Here is a 16,832-nt window from a genome sequence, read left to right on the forward strand (position 1 = left end):
GACATCTCCCCTCAGCAGTGCTGACGGTTGTCATGTGAAAGATACGTAACCAGCGTTGACAGTATCCGGTTTATGTTAAATTCTATGGGAAAATCATAAAATGAGACGCCATGCTCAAATACCTGAACTATGCCCGGGATCTGTTCAGCACTCCCACAAGGAACACCACGCAGTTCCTTCAAGCAGCGCCTGATCCACTGGATGAACCGCTGCTTTATTTCACGGAAATTGATCCGTTTACGATTCGAGACGCCTGCGAAGGTATTCAAATATTTGGTGGCATTGGGTCCGGCAAAACGTCCGGTTCCGGCCAAAATATTGCTTACCGATTTCTAAGATCTGGCTTTGGCGGCATTGTCTTAACTGCCAAGCCCGACGAGACGGAGCAATGGGTCAGATATGCTGCAAAAACCGGACGCTCGGATGATCTTATTGTAGTGAATCCAGAGAACGGATTTCACTTCAACTTCATGGAATATGAAGGCGACCGTGAGGGGCGTGGTGGTGGTCTCACTGAGAATCTGGTGGAGCTGTTTTCTACGCTGACGGAGGTGGGTCAACGCTCCAGTAGTGGTAAGGGTGAGGAAGCCTTTTGGCGCAATGAACAACGCAAGTTATTACGCAACGCGATTGATCTGATTTCCGTTCTTGGAGGGCTGGTGAATCTGCCCACTATTTACCAATTAGTCGTCAGCGCCCCTAAGTCTAGAGAGGAGGCCGCCAGCGAGGAATGGCAGAAAAATTCATTCTGCTACGACTGCCTATTGCAGGGAATAGCGCTCTCGGAGAAAGGGGAGTTTTCACCGCTTCAGGAAAACGATTTCCGGCTCAGTTTGAACTACTGGATCAATGAGTATCCGGGAATGGCGGAAAACACAAGATCCAGCGTGGTGAGTATCTTTACAGGGATGGCGGATAGCTTTTTGCGCGGCGTCTTGTATCAACTCTTTTGCACCGACACGACGTTCAAGCCCGAAGACACCCTGGAGGGTAAAATTATCATTCTGGATTTACCCCAGAAGAACTTCAACGAGCTGGGCGTCTATGCTCAAATCATGTTCAAATACTGCTGGCAACGGGCCATCGAAAGACGGTCCATTGAGTCCAATTCCCGCCCCGTTTTTCAATGGATTGACGAGGCGCAGTTTTTCGTGACCGAACACGATGTGAGCTTTCAGACCACGGCGCGTAGTGCGAGATCGTGCAACGTGTATCTCACGCAGAATTTGCCCAACTACTACTACGTTTTGGGCGGGGATGAGCGGGTGAAGCATCTGGTAGATTCCTTGCTCGGCAACCTCGCCACCAAGATTTTTCACAACAATACCTGTGCCACCACCAACGCCTGGGCAGCTGAATTATTTGCCAAAGAATGGCTCACTCTGACCAGCAGCAATATGAGCTACGGCCAAGGAAATTTTTCGGGTGGATCAAGCACCTCACAAGTCATGGAGTATTCGGTGCCGCCCCGGACATTCTCCGGTCTCCTAACGGGCGGGCCACTCCAAAATTTTCAGGTGGAAGCTATCATTCACCAACGTGGCAAGCTATTCCAGTCAACGGGCAGTAATGCGCTTCGCACCTGCTTCCCTCAAAAGGTTGAACCCTAATCTTAAAATCATTTTATGAATCAGTCACTTTACGGAATCGCCTCTCAAACCAATACAGCCAAGAAGCAGAAAGAAGTATCGTTTTACGTTATGGTGGCCGTTCTACGCGCCCTCATTGCTCCAGCAGAGGTTTTGCTTCGCCGGAAGGTGGGTGAACGCTACTTTAATAGCAACGTTTTGGCGTTCAATGTGCTTGCGGTATTTTTGTTGGGGTTTGTGACGCCACCTGCCTTGAAAGGCTACATTTGGGCCATTCCCATCTTTTTATTTTTAGGTATGAGCTGGCATACCAGTGTCTGTTTTCGCCGGGATCGACGGGGTGAATACTGGCACAGTTATTCCGATGGAGAATCGCGGCTTAGGCTTGCTGCTTTAGAGCATTGGCTGGCGCAGCGCCATTTTCAGTTTGATAGCGCCAAAATGCTTTTGGAACCCCTGTTTCTGGTCGTGGTGACAAGCATCTTAGGCATGCTTTTAGGAGGTAATTGGAGCGAGCCAAGCTCTATGCTAAAGGCTCCGTTTCTCGTTAAACTCATTCTGGCATTTGTGTTTTATTTTGGCTTGGTCTGGATAGCTATGATTCTCTATCAAAGTTTGGCCGCACAGATACAAAAGGAGATTACTCTGGATGGCAAAGATGCGGCGATTACGGCGGAGCAAAGCCTGCAAAACGGATCGCTGCAACAGGGCGCGCATGGAGATCGGGGGCAGGTAATCGCACCCCCAGCCGGAAAAGCGATGGCACAGTGGAAACCCTGAAGCGTTGCCGGGTCTTTCTGTATCCAGATGGTTGCCGTATAGAGGTTGGAAATATGAACCAACCTCACAGGAGACTCTATGCCCCAAAAATCAAGAAAACCTGCACCAGAATCCGCTGCGCCCAGTGATAATCAATCTAGCAGCAAGCAACCAGATTTCTTTGTATATCAGAGTGAAAGCATGGGAGGGGATAAAACCCGACTCATTCAGTTGGGAGCTGCTTGGAAGCATCAGAATGGCACCGGATTCAGTATCAAGCTCGATGCGCTGCCCGTCCGTCAGTTCGACGGCCAGTTAGTAGCCTTTGCGCCTAAGCAGCGAGGTTAGAACCAATCATACCTACCTCATTATCCAACCTTGGCGGAGTCAGAACAGACTCCGCTTTTTTTATCGAAAGGAGGTCATATGACCGCGAAGTTTCCGCTGGGCCAAACGGTAATCACCATCGCTGCCCACCAAGCGTTGAATCTGATTGATGTTTACGCGAGCATCACCCGCCACCAACACGGCGATTGGGGCGAGGTGTGTAGTCATGATCGTAACGTTAATCAACAAGCCCTGAAGCATGGCTTTAGGCTCATGTCTGTATACCGCGATCGGGGCGGCACGAATTTCTGGATTATCACCGAAGCTGATCGTTCCGTCACCACGGTTTTATTGCCGGAGGATTATTAGACATGGGCAGGCAGGCGGCAGGCACCGCGCCACGGGCGGCACGGATGAGCCAGGCGGAGAATGCAGGAGCGAGGGCCTTATCCCCGGCCCTCGCGCTCCCGGTAAAGGCCACAGGCTCGGCCAGCGTCAAGGGGCCGCCTACGGCGTCGCTGTGCGTTCGCTGCGCTCACCCCTGTGACTCTGGCCTTACAGCCCGTGGCAGAGGGGCCAACAAGTTGGCATGTCACGCCCATGCTGGGCGGACACGCCAACCTTAGAGAAGGAGACATTTTCAATGAAATACGAAACAACAACTGAAAAAGGATATGATGGATGGACCGCCAGAAGTGAGGCAGTCCTTGGCGAAACGCCAAAAGGGACGCGCATTCTGAAACTCACGACGTCCAAGGCCCGAGGCGGCGTGGATGCTACTGCCAGCGTATGCATACGCTCTAAATGCTCCACGGGTTTCACATCTGAAACGTTCGTTATTTTTGGAGACTTCTATAAACGTGGGATTGCGCCAATGTCATGTAGCCGCGTCACAGAAAAGGCAGTTCGGGAAGCCCATCAGATAGCCTTAGAGCACATGGACCAACTGGTTGAGGAGGCAAAAGCCTTCTACTCAAACCGTGAAGCTCAATCAGAATCCAAGAGGGCTATGTGACAGATAAGAACAGTCATTCAATTTCTACCGAAGCCGCCCAGACACAACACCGTCGGGCGGTTTTTCGTCAGCATCTACAACAAGCCATCACACAGGCAAAAGATTGGCCGAGAAAACCCAAGGCCAGCTTGAAAATACCTCCCAAACCCCACGGTTGGTTGCTCCCCATCCTCATTGATTGCGAGAGTCGATGCTGGGGCCGCTGGGACCACTGGACAAAAGTCAAATTGGCTGGTGATCTTATTGACGAAACTATCCCGCAGATTGTGTTTGAGCAGGGCAATACTTCCCTTGCCCGCAAGATGCACGAGAACGCCTTGAATAGTATCACGGGAGCGGGTGACTGGCGGGGGTGGTCTGGCTGGGAGAATTTCAACTACTACCTTGATTGGCTCCTCTACGCCTTTGGCCATCAGGGACAAGCCGAACCACCCAAGGAACCTGTGGCAGGTGCCTTCTCCCGCTTGTATCAAACCTTCTGTTTGGAAGCCATGCTCGCATGGCCGCAGGATATTTTCGGGGACTTACTGGCTGATAACGCTCACGGCAGACGCTCGGGATTCTATCCCACCCCTCATCATGTTGTCGAGATGATGACCAGACTCACCTTTGGGGTCGATGAGGATTCCCGATTGAAATCTTTCTGCGACCCATGTTTGGGAACGGGCCGGATGCCCCTTCATGCCAGCAACTACACGTATCGCCTCTACGGCCAAGATATAGACCCCACCGTGATTAAGGCGGCATTGGTGAACGGGTATTGTTTCGCCCCTTGGCTCGTAAGACCGCTCTTTGACGATGACTCCACCAATAGCGCCGCTCTTTCGGATGCCATGACCGAGCAAGCAGAAGGTAATCCCGCAGTTGGAGCCTACCTGAATGACACCGTGCACGATGACGCCCAGCAATACGCCTTTGAACCGATCAAGAAGCGACGAAAGAAGGGCGAGCCTGAAGTCATGCAGGGTTTGTTGTTCAAGCACCTCGACGATCAGAGCCGATAAGATAACTTTTTCCAAGGTGAAATCGTTACTGGAAACTCAATTCTCTGCACAGCCTCATCAAGCACCTTCAATGCGTGCCCATTACCATATTTTCCTCCGGTAGTTTTACGGGAGTGTCCAGTCAGAGCATCATTTATATCATCAGGAATCATCGTATTCCGGCAGAGGTCTTTAAAAGTATGGCGGAAACTGTGGAATACCTTTCGAGTGTCTTCAACGCCGCAGTGTGTTCTCAGATAGGTATTCACCCACCTAGAGAAATAGTGAGTCCGCCGCCCTTGATAAGGTTTTAAATCAGGGAATAGCCATTGCTCACCAGCTAATTTCATTTTGGCAACATAATCAATGAACCCTAGCTGTATGACATCGCGGTGCAAGGGAACCTTTCGGATGCTGTATCTATTTTTAACCCGCTTATTTTTATCAGCGTAAATACTTATGTAGGTAACATTGCCTTCTTGTATTACATCCTTTGGATACAAGTTTCCCAGCTCATCCATCCTTGCGCCTGTGTATAGGGCTAATAAGGGAATCCAATAACATGCTTCTTTACCTCCAAGGTCATAGCGCTTGTTCAGCAAATACACAGGTGAATACTCAAATATGTGCTTAAGGTCAGTATGATCGAAAGGTTGGCGTTCATCGGGGTCAATTTCAGGCAATTCTTCCTTAATGCCTAAAGCAGGATTTTTGGCGATAATTTCCTCTTCGACACACCAGCTTAATAAAGAGCTTATTGCAGTCAGGGCGTTGTTGATACTCTTTGGTTTTAAACGTGGAACCTCCTGATCGTCGTAATGTTGAATGATTTCAGTAAAAGTTAATTCCGGGTGCTTGTTACCCAACTTGCTCGGCATCTTTCTGAGAGTATCCCTGAATCCTCGAATCTGTTTTGTCGTGATCTCATGGATCATGGGATCACCATTCAGATACTCTGAGAATCTTTTGACCTCATTACGCCACTGTTTTCGGGTGCGTTCTGGTCTTGGTTTTTCACGCTCCCATTCTTCAAGAACTGCTGAAAGGCGCTTGCCTGGCTCAGGCTTGGATGACTGTATTCCCTTTTCCGGCAAATAGACCATTTGGTGAGCTTGAATATCTGTATTGCGATTTAGCATTTCCTCCAGCCGCTGAATGTCTGCCTGCCAGAGGTAGTAAGCCATGAGCCTCCAGTCCCGAGTATCCGTTGGTATATCAAGACCAAACTCATTCATCTGACGATTTGCCCATTGGGCGTCATCTTTATAGGAGACACTTTGAATTTGATTGGAGCGCTTTTGAATTTGGAGTTCCAAGTCTTTTGAGGGTGGTTTTATTCCGTTAATGACTCTGCGTTCAAAATCTCTATTTAAGGCGCGCCGTCGCCAATTTTCCGCTATTGCTTGGGCATGTTTATGGCCGAATGTGTCCATAGCCTCCTTAAGCTGATTAAATAGCTCATGGACATCCGCCATCAGTGGAAGTGCCCGACGCTTAGCCACGGTAGCTTTTCGAGTTTTTAGCGAAATACTAAATTCTTGCTGTCCACGGAAAGCAGGTTTTAGCGCCAAAGGAATGCGTTGTCTATAGTAGTATCCAGATGGGCGTTTTTGAAGGTGGGGCATCGACCGCACGCGTATTCTCCTTGTGTAGCAAAATTAACCTTTGTGTGTAGCAAGGAGACGTGACCCTCTGTTTGGGAGCGACAAGGGATTGATTCTATTGGTGTTTTTCCGAGAATTGGTTGCGGGGGCTGGTTGCAACCACAGATTGTACATACCATAGAAATCAATCACTTAGCGGCTAAATCGCGCTCTTGATACGGCTCCAGTGTAGCAAGGCTGTGTAGCAGAAAAAGGGCTAATTACTGCCCCTGTGGGTAACTTATTGGCTCTTTATCGATGCATCTGGATACAGATCATTGATTGTATGATGCTATACTTTTACAACCTCCGCATGAAACTTGCAGAGTATCTGATAAAAACACGAATGAGACCCAGCGAGTTTGCAAAATTGATCGGAGTCACCCGCATGAGTATCCACCGCTACATCACAGAAGACAGGGTGCCCGAGCCACATATTATCAGTCGTATTGCCCGTGTGACTCGGGGTAACGTCACTGCCGGAGATTTTCCTCCTCCGAAAAAATCTGTGACCTCTTTGCCCGTCAAAGCCAGCCCAGAGCAGGACAATCGTAAGCCTTATCCTTGGGAGCGCCGAAACTCTTACTGTTTTGATGAAGCAGATCGCAGATTGCGACGGATGATGCAACAACCACGCGAAGGAGACGGTTTAAGCCCACCTCTCAAACATGCCATTCTGGTGTTGGGAGAACGGGTGGAGACCGATTTGAACAAGCGCCATTTCCGGCTGGACCATCGTATTGTGGATGCCCGGGAAATCGTCCGCCAAGCCAATAGAGTCTTAGTCAAGAAAGGCCAGTCACCGATTTCCTATCCGGGCGTTAATCCCATCGACAACTGATCTCAGCGCCCCATTGTCTTCCCGTGGTCAGGGGAGTCTTCTTGCTCCAACTCAAATTGCTTGGCTAGTTGACGTTTCAAGGTGGCAACAGGGTGTTTGATTGATTGCTCCAATTCCTGAATGGCCGCCGGAGGTTCCGGCATTAGCTGCCTCATGGCATCCAGCTTCTGCTGAAAACTTTGTAATAGGTTTTTCTTCACTTTATCTCATGGGTTCCCGTCCGCGCTTAGGCGTGGGGGTGGTGGAGCGCAGTTGGCGTCCAGTCAGCAAGTTTCGCTTGCCGTTGGCGGGGAGTGGCCGACTCATCACCTCGCAGGCTTTGGCTATTGCTTCATCGGTGAAGCAAGGCCCACGCGAATAGAAATACGCCAATCGGTTAATATCGCGCTGATAGGCGCTGTCCGTATCCTTTGACATGATAACTTTACTAGCGACTGCGCCCGCGTTCCTTTTGACGCGTAGGTGTTTTGTGCTGGGTGGGGGTGGGCAGCTTGGACTGGTTTTCACGCCCCTCCAGTAAATTACGCTTTGGGGTGCTCGGTTTATCCGTTTGCTTAGTGGAGCTACCTGCCTGTTTGGCAGGTGTTGCCGGACGCACAAAGGTTCTATCGCCTAATTTTATGACTTGGGGCAGTTCGGGTTTTGTTGGCTTTGGCGCATCCATCTTACTCGCATGTTTGGCCTGAGCTTCTTTAACCTTGGCCTCTTTTGCAGCCTGAACCTGTTTTACCGCTTCGGGGGTGCGAACGAAAGTCTTGCCACTGGGCAATTTAATCACATCCGGCATGGCGGGGCCTGTTGGCTGATAGGCAGATTTATGTTTATCTTCTGCCGCTTTGCCCGGAGCCTCCTTTTTTAAGCTCTGCTCTTTCAATAAATCTTTTTTGGGAGCGTTGTTTTGTTTGCCAAGTATAGTGTGTATTTCCGCCTTTTTATCGGCAATGCCTTCCCGAGATGCTGTTTTGCCACCGGCCATGCCCCGGGCCAGCGTATCCATCTGTTTGCGGGTCAATGGTTCTTTTTGCGGTGAGTTGGTAACCGCTCGTAGCTTATACAGGTTTTCTTGATACTTGGCAGGATCACGATCCGCCATCAGAAAAGCGAGGTCTCGCTCGGTATGCTCGGAGAGCAGGTTGCGTTTGGGAATGTAGTCCATTGTATGAAGTGGGTTCAGATAAGTATACGTAGCCGACCATCTCCATATCCGGGCCTAGCGATTTTTTTCGCGTCCTTTTGAAATGGTTTTTGTGTTTTGGGGACTACGACGAGGTAATTCCGGCTTTCTGACGCGTTTTACCGGGGTTTCCTTGGCGATGCCTGACATGACTTTATCAATCAAATGAGCAGGCGGTGGCTTCCCCTGTAAACGAGCCAAGGCCGCTGCGTCCCTCTTGGTGAACGTCTTTCTGTCATTCGGCTCACTCATGATTATCCTCCATTGCTAAATACTCGCCGCAGTGTTCACGAACCTGCTTGATCCAGTCATGAACGGTTGAAGGGGCGGAGGCGAGCTTTTCCGCCACCTCCGCCACCGTGTAGCCGTAGCGGTGAAACAACCAAAAGGCTTGCTTGTGGCGTTCCTCCAATTCCAGTCCGGGGAATAACTCCCAAAATCGCTGCTTTAAGGCATCTTCTTCCCGCTGATTGGCGGGTTCTGGAAAGAACGACACTGGGTCTGGTTCCGGCAACTCATCCGTATAACCCACGAACGATCGGGTGTTACGGGCGCGGACATGATCCACGTATAGTTGGTAGGCTCGGTGACGCACCATCGGCAGGTGATCGTATTTTTCCGGGGGAAAGGTTTTATAAACGCTGACCCATAGCTGCTGAAAAAGGTTTTCCGCTTCTTGGTAATCCCCGCAGCAATCCTCCAGATACCACAGAATATACCCGCCCAGCTTCTCCATCGCCGCACGCAGTAATGCTTCCTGATCGGTGGTAATGGCTGCCGATCTTTCCGCCAGCAGGTTGCGTTTCATGGCGAGCATCATGGGCATGGGTGCCACAATAGCAATGAATAATCCGTGAGTCTGATGAATTTCAACAAAATGACATAGGTGCCGGATAGACGCAGCATGTCTTCCGTATCCTCCTACGAACCTTCAATCATAATCATTAAACAAAGTTAAATATGTCAGACGAAAAACGTAATCTTCTTGAAGAAAACAAAGGAAGTAAAGGCCTGCGCCTGGATCGAATTGCATCGGGTCCGGTTTCCGCCCGGGTTTTCCTAAACTCCACTGAAAAAGGGCAGATGCTTTCCGCCACAGTTTCTCGCAGCTATCGGGGGCAGGACGGGGAGTGGAAAAACACCAATACCTACGGTTCCCGCGATTTGCTGCATCTATCCTCGGTGGCTCAACGCACTCACGAATACATGGAAAATAATCGGGAGATGGAATCATATAACGATTCCGAGAAAGGCAAGTCACCCGAGGAGCCAGTCAAGGACGCTCCAGATGTGTTAGCCCGGCAGAAGGACAAAGGACGAAGCCGCTAATTCGTATACATGAGGTATACCCATGACCATTGTTGAACTGAACGCCAAAGGTGCGATCATATTGCCGGAAACGCTGGAATGCCGCCGGAATCAGGTGCGATATTTCCAACTCGCCGAGACTAAGAAAGGGCTGGTTCTAACGCCCGTGACGATCAAACCCGCACGGACTACAGGTTAGCCAGTAAGTTCCGATTCCACAAAGCCCGGATTCATGCAGAGTCCGGGCTATGTGTTGAATGTGGTAGAATACCGCAGTTATTATCTCCGAATATTTTCAGGCAAACCCCTCTAATAAGAGGGGTTTTTCTATTAATAGATATTCGTAGGGAACAGATTTTAACAGAACTGTTCTCGCTTTGGTGATAGATCAACTTGAAGCCTTTAGCCTATGAAATCCTGTATGCTTGCCACGCTACTCTTGCCTGCCTTGTTGCAGGCACAGCCCACCGCGCCAAATGCCGAACCTCTGACCAATCAGCAGGCCGACGCCATCGTCGCTACCGATATGGCCGCCCGCAAGGCAAAGCAGGAGGCGAACGCACCTGTGTTTCGGGTATTGGAGCGCCGCTCTATTGTGCTGCCGGATCGCACCGTGACGATGAACCGTGTAGCCCCGCCCAATGCGTCCAGTTTCACAGAGCGTCCGCAATCACCGGAAATGAGCCCCGCCGAGCGTCAAGCTTTACAGGAAGAAATGGCGACCATCAAAACCGTTTCCTTGAGTGTTTGGGTGTATGACCGCAGCGTATCGCGGCTCGTCTGGCATCATGAAGGTCAACCCTATGTGGCTTGGGTGCCCGCCGACCTGAACCCATGCCGCACCATTCGGGATTTTACCGTGGGCGATCAGCACTATCAGTTGTCTATGTTCCTGCAAAATGAAGACATCGAGGCGTTAAAGGAGCGCCAAGAGGCGGCCCGACAGGAGGGCGTAGATTATCCCATGCCGCAAATCCCCGCCTTGCCCGAGTCGCAAGAAGGAGTGACGGAATATTTCGTGGAAAGCGAGAGCCCGAATACTCCACTGAACGCCGCTGCCTTTGACGGCATTGAGGCGCTGTTGGCCTACATGGATGCCAGCCACGAGAGTCTGGTGAATGCCCTGCAACGACAGGAGGCGATCTCCGAGGCTCGTAAGCGCTATCAGGCCGCCAATCCCCCCTCCCAAAACGTGCAAATCAACTACTGGAACGAAGAATGAAACGGTTTCTGACGATTCTAGCTCTTACAATAGCTGCCACTGGCGTATCCATTGCCCAGACAGCTAACGACGAGGACTACGGCATACGCACCACAAATGTCTTGGGGGCGCATACCCTCTCATGGTGGGGCAAGAGCGGGTATATATTCTTTCTTCAAGGAAGTTCTACGCTCGATGACTGGTTTTATGACCAAACGATCTACACAGGTGAAGGGGCTGTCATTGATGAATTTAACTTTACCCTTGAGGCTGATCCAAATCCTGGACCCGGCATAACCAATGGCAGGATATTTTGGCGACTCCGGCCTGTGCAGTTTGTTGGAAACGCTTATGCTTACGATTTCGATGGTGACTATGTAGACTCATATGAGGAGTTGATCGGCGGAACTGATCCCCTGAGTATGAGCAAAAATGACGATTCCGACGTATTTCCTGACGATTGGGAAATCATACGTTATGGAACATTGGATAGCTTGCCACCCGATGCGGACTTCGATGGAGATACCATACTTGATATTGATGAATTCACTAATTCTACCGATCCCACAGTAAAAGCAAAACTGCTTGCGCCGACATTCCCCATTACAGGAGAGGATCAAGTGGACCCGTTTGAACTTGAGATTACGAACCCCAATAGTATTGGTGTGATTCGCTACACGCTGGATGGTTCTGAGCCAACTCAAACATCTACTGCTTACAACCCGGAAGAGAAACCAGTTCTGCCTACCGGTATAAACCGTGTTGTTGCCAAGGTCTTTGACTCCCGTCAGGAATCCAGTGACCCCACTAACATCAATATATACAGAGTGCGTGAACAGGGAACGCCGCCTCAGACTGTTTACTATGGAATCAAGACCATAACGCTCGGAGGACTCACCATTACTGGCCCATTTTATTCCCACTCAAACAGCGGATTTCATTCCGGGACAGTCATGAACCTTGGAATGGGATGGGTCGTTCAGCACGGAAACTATGGCAGCTTGGATGTAGGAGATGATTTTCTAGCTGATACAGCTAGCGCTTCGAGCGCATGCTATTATGTTCGCAAAAGTTCGGGCATGCCCCCCCAGCTCCAAGGATTCGTTCTCCACGGATACACGACTGACCTTACTAACTTTTCACCGGATGAATATATTTCTGTCGGATATGGCTGGATTAAAGCGGTAGTTCCTGCAAGCCCTCCAGGTTCTTTAGCGGTTCCGATTGAATATGAAATCGACACCAGTGCAGCTTCCACGACTATTTACTTTGGAACCAAGAATTTTGCAGGAGGATCAGACCAGTTTTATTCAACAAATCCGAATGATTTTGCGAGCAACACCCGTCTCAGGCTAGGGAAAGGGTGGACGGATGGATTTAATGAATTTACCCGTGATCTGGAATCGCCTTCAGAGCCAGTCTACTACGGTTTTCTCAGTGCTGGAGTTAGCACTCAAATACCCTATTATTCACATGACTCCAGCAGCTTTATAGCCTCCAGACGAGTTTATGCTGGAGATGGATGGATCACTAATCCTGAAGATATGGAATCCACAAAACCGGGCCATTACACTAACAACCTTGTTTTTGGCAGGAAAAATTCATTTACGCTTAGCTACTATGTTGTGGCAGATGGCAATATTGATACGCTGGATGGGCCAACGGTATCACTTGGGGCGGGATATCTGACATCTTCAATCAGCTTCAATCCCGATGCGACTGAACCAGCCGCTGATGTATGGTTTGGCGCTAAATATTTTTGGGGTAGTATTGGATACGCGAATATTTACACCTATAATCAACCTGATATTGATTCATCGCCCCCTCAGTATCAAGGAGAAGGGTGGGTGTTTGCAAACGGGGCTAATTTTGGCGCTCAAAGCCTGAATTTCCTGTCAGAGGCTGTCGGGAATTCTGACGATGATGAAGATGGGTTGAATTACGCGACCGAAAGATTTGTAACCAATACCGACCCCAATAGTTGGGACAGTGATGGCGATCTCATTAGTGACTCAGTAGAGCTTGAGTTGGAGGGGTTCGATCCCAATATCTATGACGATCCTTATGCTGACATCGACGGGGACGGATTGGACAACTACACAGAATTTCTTATCGGTGCACGGCCAGATTTGGAAGACTCCGACGGGGACGGATTCACAGACGCTCAGGAATATCGTTTTGGAACAAGTGCTTCAGACAGCAATGACAACCCCAATTCAGAAGATTACAATCCGAATGAGGTCGTTGAACTGCGGTTAACTATCGGCGATCATAGCGGTAGCCATTCAGAGAGATGGTCACTGAAAATCGTTAGGGACTCTGATGGAAAGACCATTCTCAACTATCAGGCCCCCACCTTTGGTGAAGTTGCCGCCAATAAAGCGTTCTGGATGTTCAGGACTGGAGAGATTTATACAGTGACGGTTGAACACGTCGAATCAAACATTTCTCCGGAAGACTTTGACTACACAGCGGACATTCAAATACCCAGCACCGAAAAGAATGCGGTGCTGCTCATTGCTGACAATCAGACAGAACAAGGGATTGGAGCAGGCCAGCAGCCAACATTCAAGCTGCTTGGGGAACATAATGAGAGTGAAACAAACTACGCGGTAGGCAAGAGCGTGAAGGCGTATTTGCCGGTTGTTGAGATTGTTAAATCCGAGTCTGGCGCAGTTGGAATAGGAGATTTGGTCGTCACCGATAAGCTTAAGGTCGCCAAGCTTGAGGATTCTTTAAACCAACAGGGGGTTCTTAATCCCAATCTCGACCCTGATAGATTTTATGTCCGCGTTCCCGGACTAAAAACTGCCACTTCCGTATCAGTGTTTGTTGAAACAGAAAATCAACAAGGATTTGAAGCATACAATGATGACCCCACTGAAATTGAATTAGTTCAGAGCCCAGATCAGGAATTTTGGCTCAGCCCATCAATGGTGCTTGTTTCTGACATTATAGATGATGGGTATTACGCCACTGGTATGCCCACGGACGAGACAAAGGGAGACCGGACTCATCTCATTGCGCTGGGAGGTGACGTCATTATCAGCAAAGTTATTGTAGATGACCTTGAGGCTGAGACAGAAGTAAAGGCGGATGTAGATGCCAAGCATAGCATAACTGTGAATGTCGTTGGCCTTACGAGCCAACTGAACATGACCAACCTGCTTGAGGACTTACAGGTTGCCAAGGAACGATATGCCCAAGTTGGAATCAGTGTAAATTTCAACGTTACAACTGCCGATATAACAACCGCTCCTGGAGTCGATGCATCCAATGGAATCGACATTCTTGAGGGCATTGCTATCGTCGGTGCCAATCTGGACAAAAAGAACATACTCAGTAATGAGTTTCTTGCCTTGGTAGATGCCTTTGGAACGCCTGAGGACAACACTGATATCCATGTGTTCGTTGTCGATCAGTTGAATGACCTATTTGAGGGAACAAATCCCAAAGGATTCGCTAGTGTCCTACGTTTTGCCGCAGACATACCAGCGGATGAATACGGTGGCACAGAGGTGCGTCAATTGGGGTATGCAGGCAATGTCATTGTATCTAATGGGTCTAAAACCTTTTTCACGATCGCTCATGAAATTGGGCATATCCTTACAAATCACACGCATTATGGAAATGATTACGCGCAAGGTGAGTTCGCGGACCATAATCTAATGAAGAATGGAACCGCGATAGCGAACCAGTTTACTGCAACGAAGCGACTATATGAATTGCAGCAAACAATGATTGATGAATTTCTCGGCAATCAATAACCGATAGCTATTTCACTCCGCATGAAAGCTTTTTTCAGATATATCGTATTTATTTGTCTGCTGACTTCCATCGCCTTTGGACAGCAGAATGACCCTGTTGAGATCATCAATGAGCTGGTCGAAATGTCCAATCAAGGAGGATCGCCTTCTCTTTACTCTCAAGAATACGCTGTAAGATATACACAATTGATGAAAATTCAGGGGGATTTAAGCGATGACTTGGCACCCCTAATCAGTCCAGATTCACCACCACGGGTAGCTTTACTTGGCATGCGGGTTTTGGATCAGCGAAATCAAATGGACGATAAAGCATTGAAGAATGTCATGGCTCTCACGACCCACAACTATTCAATTCTTGAGCAAGAGGGAGTGAGCAATGAAAACAGTCAAATGGCTGAGAATATGTTCTTCATGTCTGTGAAGGTGCTCAGTGAGCGTATGAATCCCGCGATAGAAGACTACTTGTTGCAATACACAAGCTCTCCAATTGAAAAGGTCAGAATTTCAACGATGCGCTCACTCGCTGATAATGGCTCTAGTCGGGTGATTCCAAAAATAGAGGAGGCCTTGAAGAATTCTTCTGGTGAAGCGCGCAAACACATGGCCTACAGTTTACAAATTGCGCGCGATAATAATGTATCTCCTTCGGGTAATGCTGTTGATTCTGCTACCGATCGCGTAGAGCCCGCCTTTGAGTCCTCCAGAACGGGCGAAGCAGCCATCTCTGACCATGAAATTTCCCATGAATCCAGTTCCCCAATTGAGGAAACGCCAGACGATGGCACCACCGCTCAGAATGCAAATGAAGATAGCCCTTCAAATTTGCTGTTTTGGTTGCTGGCCGTTATCGCTATTAGCGTTGTAGTCGTAATACTTGTGAGAAAATCGAAGAGCAGGAGCAGTAATGCGTGAATTTCCACCAAGATATCCGATGACGAAGAGTCTCACGATTTTACTTCTTGCGCTGGCATCTGTGCCAACGATTCAGGCATCGTTGAATGTTGAATACAGCTATACTTATGGCTTTGACTTCATGATTCCAGAAGGGGCTGAAAGTGACCTCAACCATACGAGCACGGAGTCGCCGCCAGGTGGCAATCCTGTCGAAATCACTGAAGAACTTTATGGCTGGTCTCAAACCGGAGCGGACTTCAATTCTTTGATGGTGAATCAGGCAGTCAGCCATAATCTGAATGACCAGTCTCCATCGAGTTTTTCAAGCAACCTTGACCTTTATCGCCATGTAACTGTTTCAGGGGATACGAGTGTTGTATCAACTTATGCAGAGAGGTATGACATAACCAGCAGTGGCGACTTCTCTCTCAATTATTTCAATGGATGGGACACCCCCGATAATTCATTTATTGGGTTTGAAATCTGGGATGTGACCCATGATGCGCTGCTTTTTGAGCAATTTGGTTCTGGTTTCATCACTCAACAGTTCGAGGGCTTTCAAGTTACATCAAATCAGGCTTACTTTGAAGGGCACTCATTCCTTGGAGGCTATTTTTTTGAGTTACTTGACATAGATGAGCTAGAGATCGCGCTCATCGTTGAATATGACCTGAGCTACTTAGATGAGGGTAGTGGGAATGTAATCGACCTTGATTCTACAGTAGGGGTGACTGCGGTTCCAGAGCCTTCCAGCTTTGCTCTGCTGGCTGGGTTGACCTGCCTTATAGGTTTATGGTTGAAGCGGAATCTTAAGTAATTTATCTCAGTGGTTTCGCCGGTTTATCAGCCTGTTAGGCTAAATGTTGAGATTATCGCAAAGTGGCATGATGAACAGGATCTCCGAGTAGAGGCGCTTTGGCAGGAGAGGGTAGTGGGGTCAGTGGATTGTGGGCTTTGCCCGGAGGGTTTGAGAATTAGCGACTTGAAGGTAACGGATGCGCTTCCAATCCCGCGATTAAGAGGATGGATCAAGCCTTCTTACCGAAGTTTCCGTCAAAGAGGCATTGGTTCCTCTCTCCTGGATAGGGTTGTCATGGAAGCCAGAAATGCAGGGGTATCCTGCATCTATGGATTCATCGTGAATGGTGATCTTACAGCCAATCCCAGGCTGCCTGAGTGGTATCAAAAGCGCGGATTTGAAGTTATCCCTCCCAATCCCGATAACCCCCATGATGATCGCTGGTTCCCGCTCGATATTAAGATTGTCCGTTATTTGACACCCAGTGATGGGTAGAGGGTGAATTATGCGGTATTGAGGTTCTATCAAACTA

General features: G+C 49.0%; 20 protein-coding genes. 14 read left to right on the forward strand and 6 right to left on the reverse strand.

From position 1 onward, the window contains the following. The first annotated feature begins 110 nt into the window (after window positions 1–110). The 6 genes from O3S85_RS00535 (at window position 111) to O3S85_RS00560 (ending at window position 4,694) form a co-directional block, all read left to right on the forward strand. A complete protein-coding gene (locus O3S85_RS00535) occupies window positions 111–1,610 on the forward strand; it encodes a type IV secretory system conjugative DNA transfer family protein (protein WP_269537014.1) in 1,500 nt (499 codons plus the stop codon). 15 nt (window positions 1,611–1,625) lie between these two features. Then, the gene (locus O3S85_RS00540) at window positions 1,626–2,369 is read left to right on the forward strand and encodes a hypothetical protein (protein ID WP_269537016.1); all 744 of its coding nucleotides are present in this window, start codon (window positions 1,626–1,628) and stop codon (window positions 2,367–2,369) included. Between the two features lie 78 nt (window positions 2,370–2,447). Then, window positions 2,448–2,696: a hypothetical protein gene (locus O3S85_RS00545; protein WP_269537018.1), complete on the forward strand. Its 249-nt coding sequence runs from the start codon at window positions 2,448–2,450 to the stop codon at window positions 2,694–2,696. A 30-nt stretch (window positions 2,697–2,726) separates the two neighbouring features. Next, window positions 2,727–3,044 carry a hypothetical protein gene (locus tag O3S85_RS00550; RefSeq protein ID WP_269537021.1) on the forward strand — a complete coding sequence of 106 codons (318 nt, stop codon included), beginning with the start codon at window positions 2,727–2,729 and terminating at the stop codon, window positions 3,042–3,044. A 274-nt stretch (window positions 3,045–3,318) separates the two neighbouring features. Beyond that, the gene (locus O3S85_RS00555) at window positions 3,319–3,690 is read left to right on the forward strand and encodes a hypothetical protein (protein ID WP_269537023.1); all 372 of its coding nucleotides are present in this window, start codon (window positions 3,319–3,321) and stop codon (window positions 3,688–3,690) included. Next, window positions 3,687–4,694: an N-6 DNA methylase gene (locus tag O3S85_RS00560; protein WP_269537026.1), complete on the forward strand. Its 1,008-nt coding sequence runs from the start codon at window positions 3,687–3,689 to the stop codon at window positions 4,692–4,694. The genes O3S85_RS00555 and O3S85_RS00560 overlap by 4 nt, the downstream gene beginning before the upstream one ends. Here the strand turns inward: O3S85_RS00560 and O3S85_RS00565 are convergent. Next, complete coding sequence (locus O3S85_RS00565) at window positions 4,682–6,298, reverse strand: DUF6538 domain-containing protein (RefSeq protein WP_269537029.1); 1,617 nt, start codon at window positions 6,296–6,298, stop codon at window positions 4,682–4,684. The two genes, O3S85_RS00560 and O3S85_RS00565, sit on opposite strands and share 13 nt — an antisense overlap. Window positions 6,299–6,629: 331 nt before the next feature. Here O3S85_RS00565 and O3S85_RS00570 point away from each other — a divergent pair, with 331 nt between their 5' ends. Further along, window positions 6,630–7,157 (forward strand): helix-turn-helix domain-containing protein, encoded by a 528-nt coding sequence (locus O3S85_RS00570; RefSeq protein ID WP_269537031.1) that lies wholly within the window; start codon window positions 6,630–6,632, stop codon window positions 7,155–7,157. A 2-nt stretch (window positions 7,158–7,159) separates the two neighbouring features. Here the strand turns inward: O3S85_RS00570 and O3S85_RS00575 are convergent, their stop codons facing one another. Genes O3S85_RS00575 through O3S85_RS00595 form a run of 5 tightly spaced genes read right to left on the reverse strand, consistent with a single transcriptional unit; the run spans window position 7,160 to window position 9,139 of the window. Next, the gene (locus O3S85_RS00575; RefSeq protein WP_269537034.1) at window positions 7,160–7,357 is read right to left on the reverse strand and encodes a hypothetical protein; all 198 of its coding nucleotides are present in this window, start codon (window positions 7,355–7,357) and stop codon (window positions 7,160–7,162) included. A gap of 1 nt (window position 7,358) precedes the next feature. Continuing rightward, on the reverse strand, window positions 7,359–7,574 hold the full coding sequence (locus O3S85_RS00580; protein WP_269537036.1) for a hypothetical protein: 216 nt from the start codon (window positions 7,572–7,574) through the stop codon (window positions 7,359–7,361). A gap of 10 nt (window positions 7,575–7,584) precedes the next feature. Further along, window positions 7,585–8,313, reverse strand: coding sequence for a hypothetical protein (locus O3S85_RS00585; RefSeq protein WP_269537039.1), 729 nt, complete (start codon window positions 8,311–8,313; stop codon window positions 7,585–7,587). Between the two features lie 54 nt (window positions 8,314–8,367). Further along, on the reverse strand, window positions 8,368–8,583 hold the full coding sequence (locus O3S85_RS00590) for a hypothetical protein (RefSeq protein WP_269537042.1): 216 nt from the start codon (window positions 8,581–8,583) through the stop codon (window positions 8,368–8,370). Continuing rightward, window positions 8,576–9,139 carry an RNA polymerase sigma factor gene (locus O3S85_RS00595; RefSeq protein ID WP_269537045.1) on the reverse strand — a complete coding sequence of 188 codons (564 nt, stop codon included), beginning with the start codon at window positions 9,137–9,139 and terminating at the stop codon, window positions 8,576–8,578. The genes O3S85_RS00590 and O3S85_RS00595 overlap by 8 nt, the downstream gene beginning before the upstream one ends. A gap of 152 nt (window positions 9,140–9,291) precedes the next feature. Between O3S85_RS00595 and O3S85_RS00600 the strand changes: the two genes are divergently transcribed. From O3S85_RS00600 to O3S85_RS21210, 7 genes are all read left to right on the forward strand, one after another. Continuing rightward, complete coding sequence (locus tag O3S85_RS00600; RefSeq protein ID WP_269537047.1) at window positions 9,292–9,660, forward strand: hypothetical protein; 369 nt, start codon at window positions 9,292–9,294, stop codon at window positions 9,658–9,660. A gap of 22 nt (window positions 9,661–9,682) precedes the next feature. Beyond that, the gene (locus O3S85_RS00605; RefSeq protein WP_269537049.1) at window positions 9,683–9,838 is read left to right on the forward strand and encodes a hypothetical protein; all 156 of its coding nucleotides are present in this window, start codon (window positions 9,683–9,685) and stop codon (window positions 9,836–9,838) included. Window positions 9,839–10,048: 210 nt separating this feature from the next. After that, window positions 10,049–10,861, forward strand: a complete 813-nt coding sequence (locus O3S85_RS00610) for a hypothetical protein (RefSeq protein ID WP_269537052.1) — start codon at window positions 10,049–10,051, stop codon at window positions 10,859–10,861. Next, complete coding sequence (locus tag O3S85_RS00615) at window positions 10,858–14,607, forward strand: chitobiase/beta-hexosaminidase C-terminal domain-containing protein (protein WP_269537055.1); 3,750 nt, start codon at window positions 10,858–10,860, stop codon at window positions 14,605–14,607. Before O3S85_RS00610 ends, O3S85_RS00615 begins: the two co-directional genes overlap by 4 nt. 21 nt (window positions 14,608–14,628) lie before the next feature. Beyond that, complete coding sequence (locus tag O3S85_RS00620) at window positions 14,629–15,519, forward strand: HEAT repeat domain-containing protein (RefSeq protein ID WP_269537057.1); 891 nt, start codon at window positions 14,629–14,631, stop codon at window positions 15,517–15,519. Then, entirely contained in the window at window positions 15,512–16,318 is an 807-nt protein-coding gene (locus O3S85_RS00625; RefSeq protein ID WP_269537061.1) for a hypothetical protein, read from the forward strand. The genes O3S85_RS00620 and O3S85_RS00625 overlap by 8 nt, the downstream gene beginning before the upstream one ends. A 9-nt stretch (window positions 16,319–16,327) precedes the next feature. Then, complete coding sequence (locus O3S85_RS21210) at window positions 16,328–16,795, forward strand: GNAT family N-acetyltransferase (RefSeq protein ID WP_425499838.1); 468 nt, start codon at window positions 16,328–16,330, stop codon at window positions 16,793–16,795. Window positions 16,796–16,832 lie beyond the last annotated feature (37 nt).

The sequence above is a fragment of the Cerasicoccus sp. TK19100 genome (genome assembly GCF_027257155.1).
Lineage (GTDB): Bacteria > Verrucomicrobiota > Verrucomicrobiia > Opitutales > Cerasicoccaceae > Cerasicoccus > Cerasicoccus fimbriatus.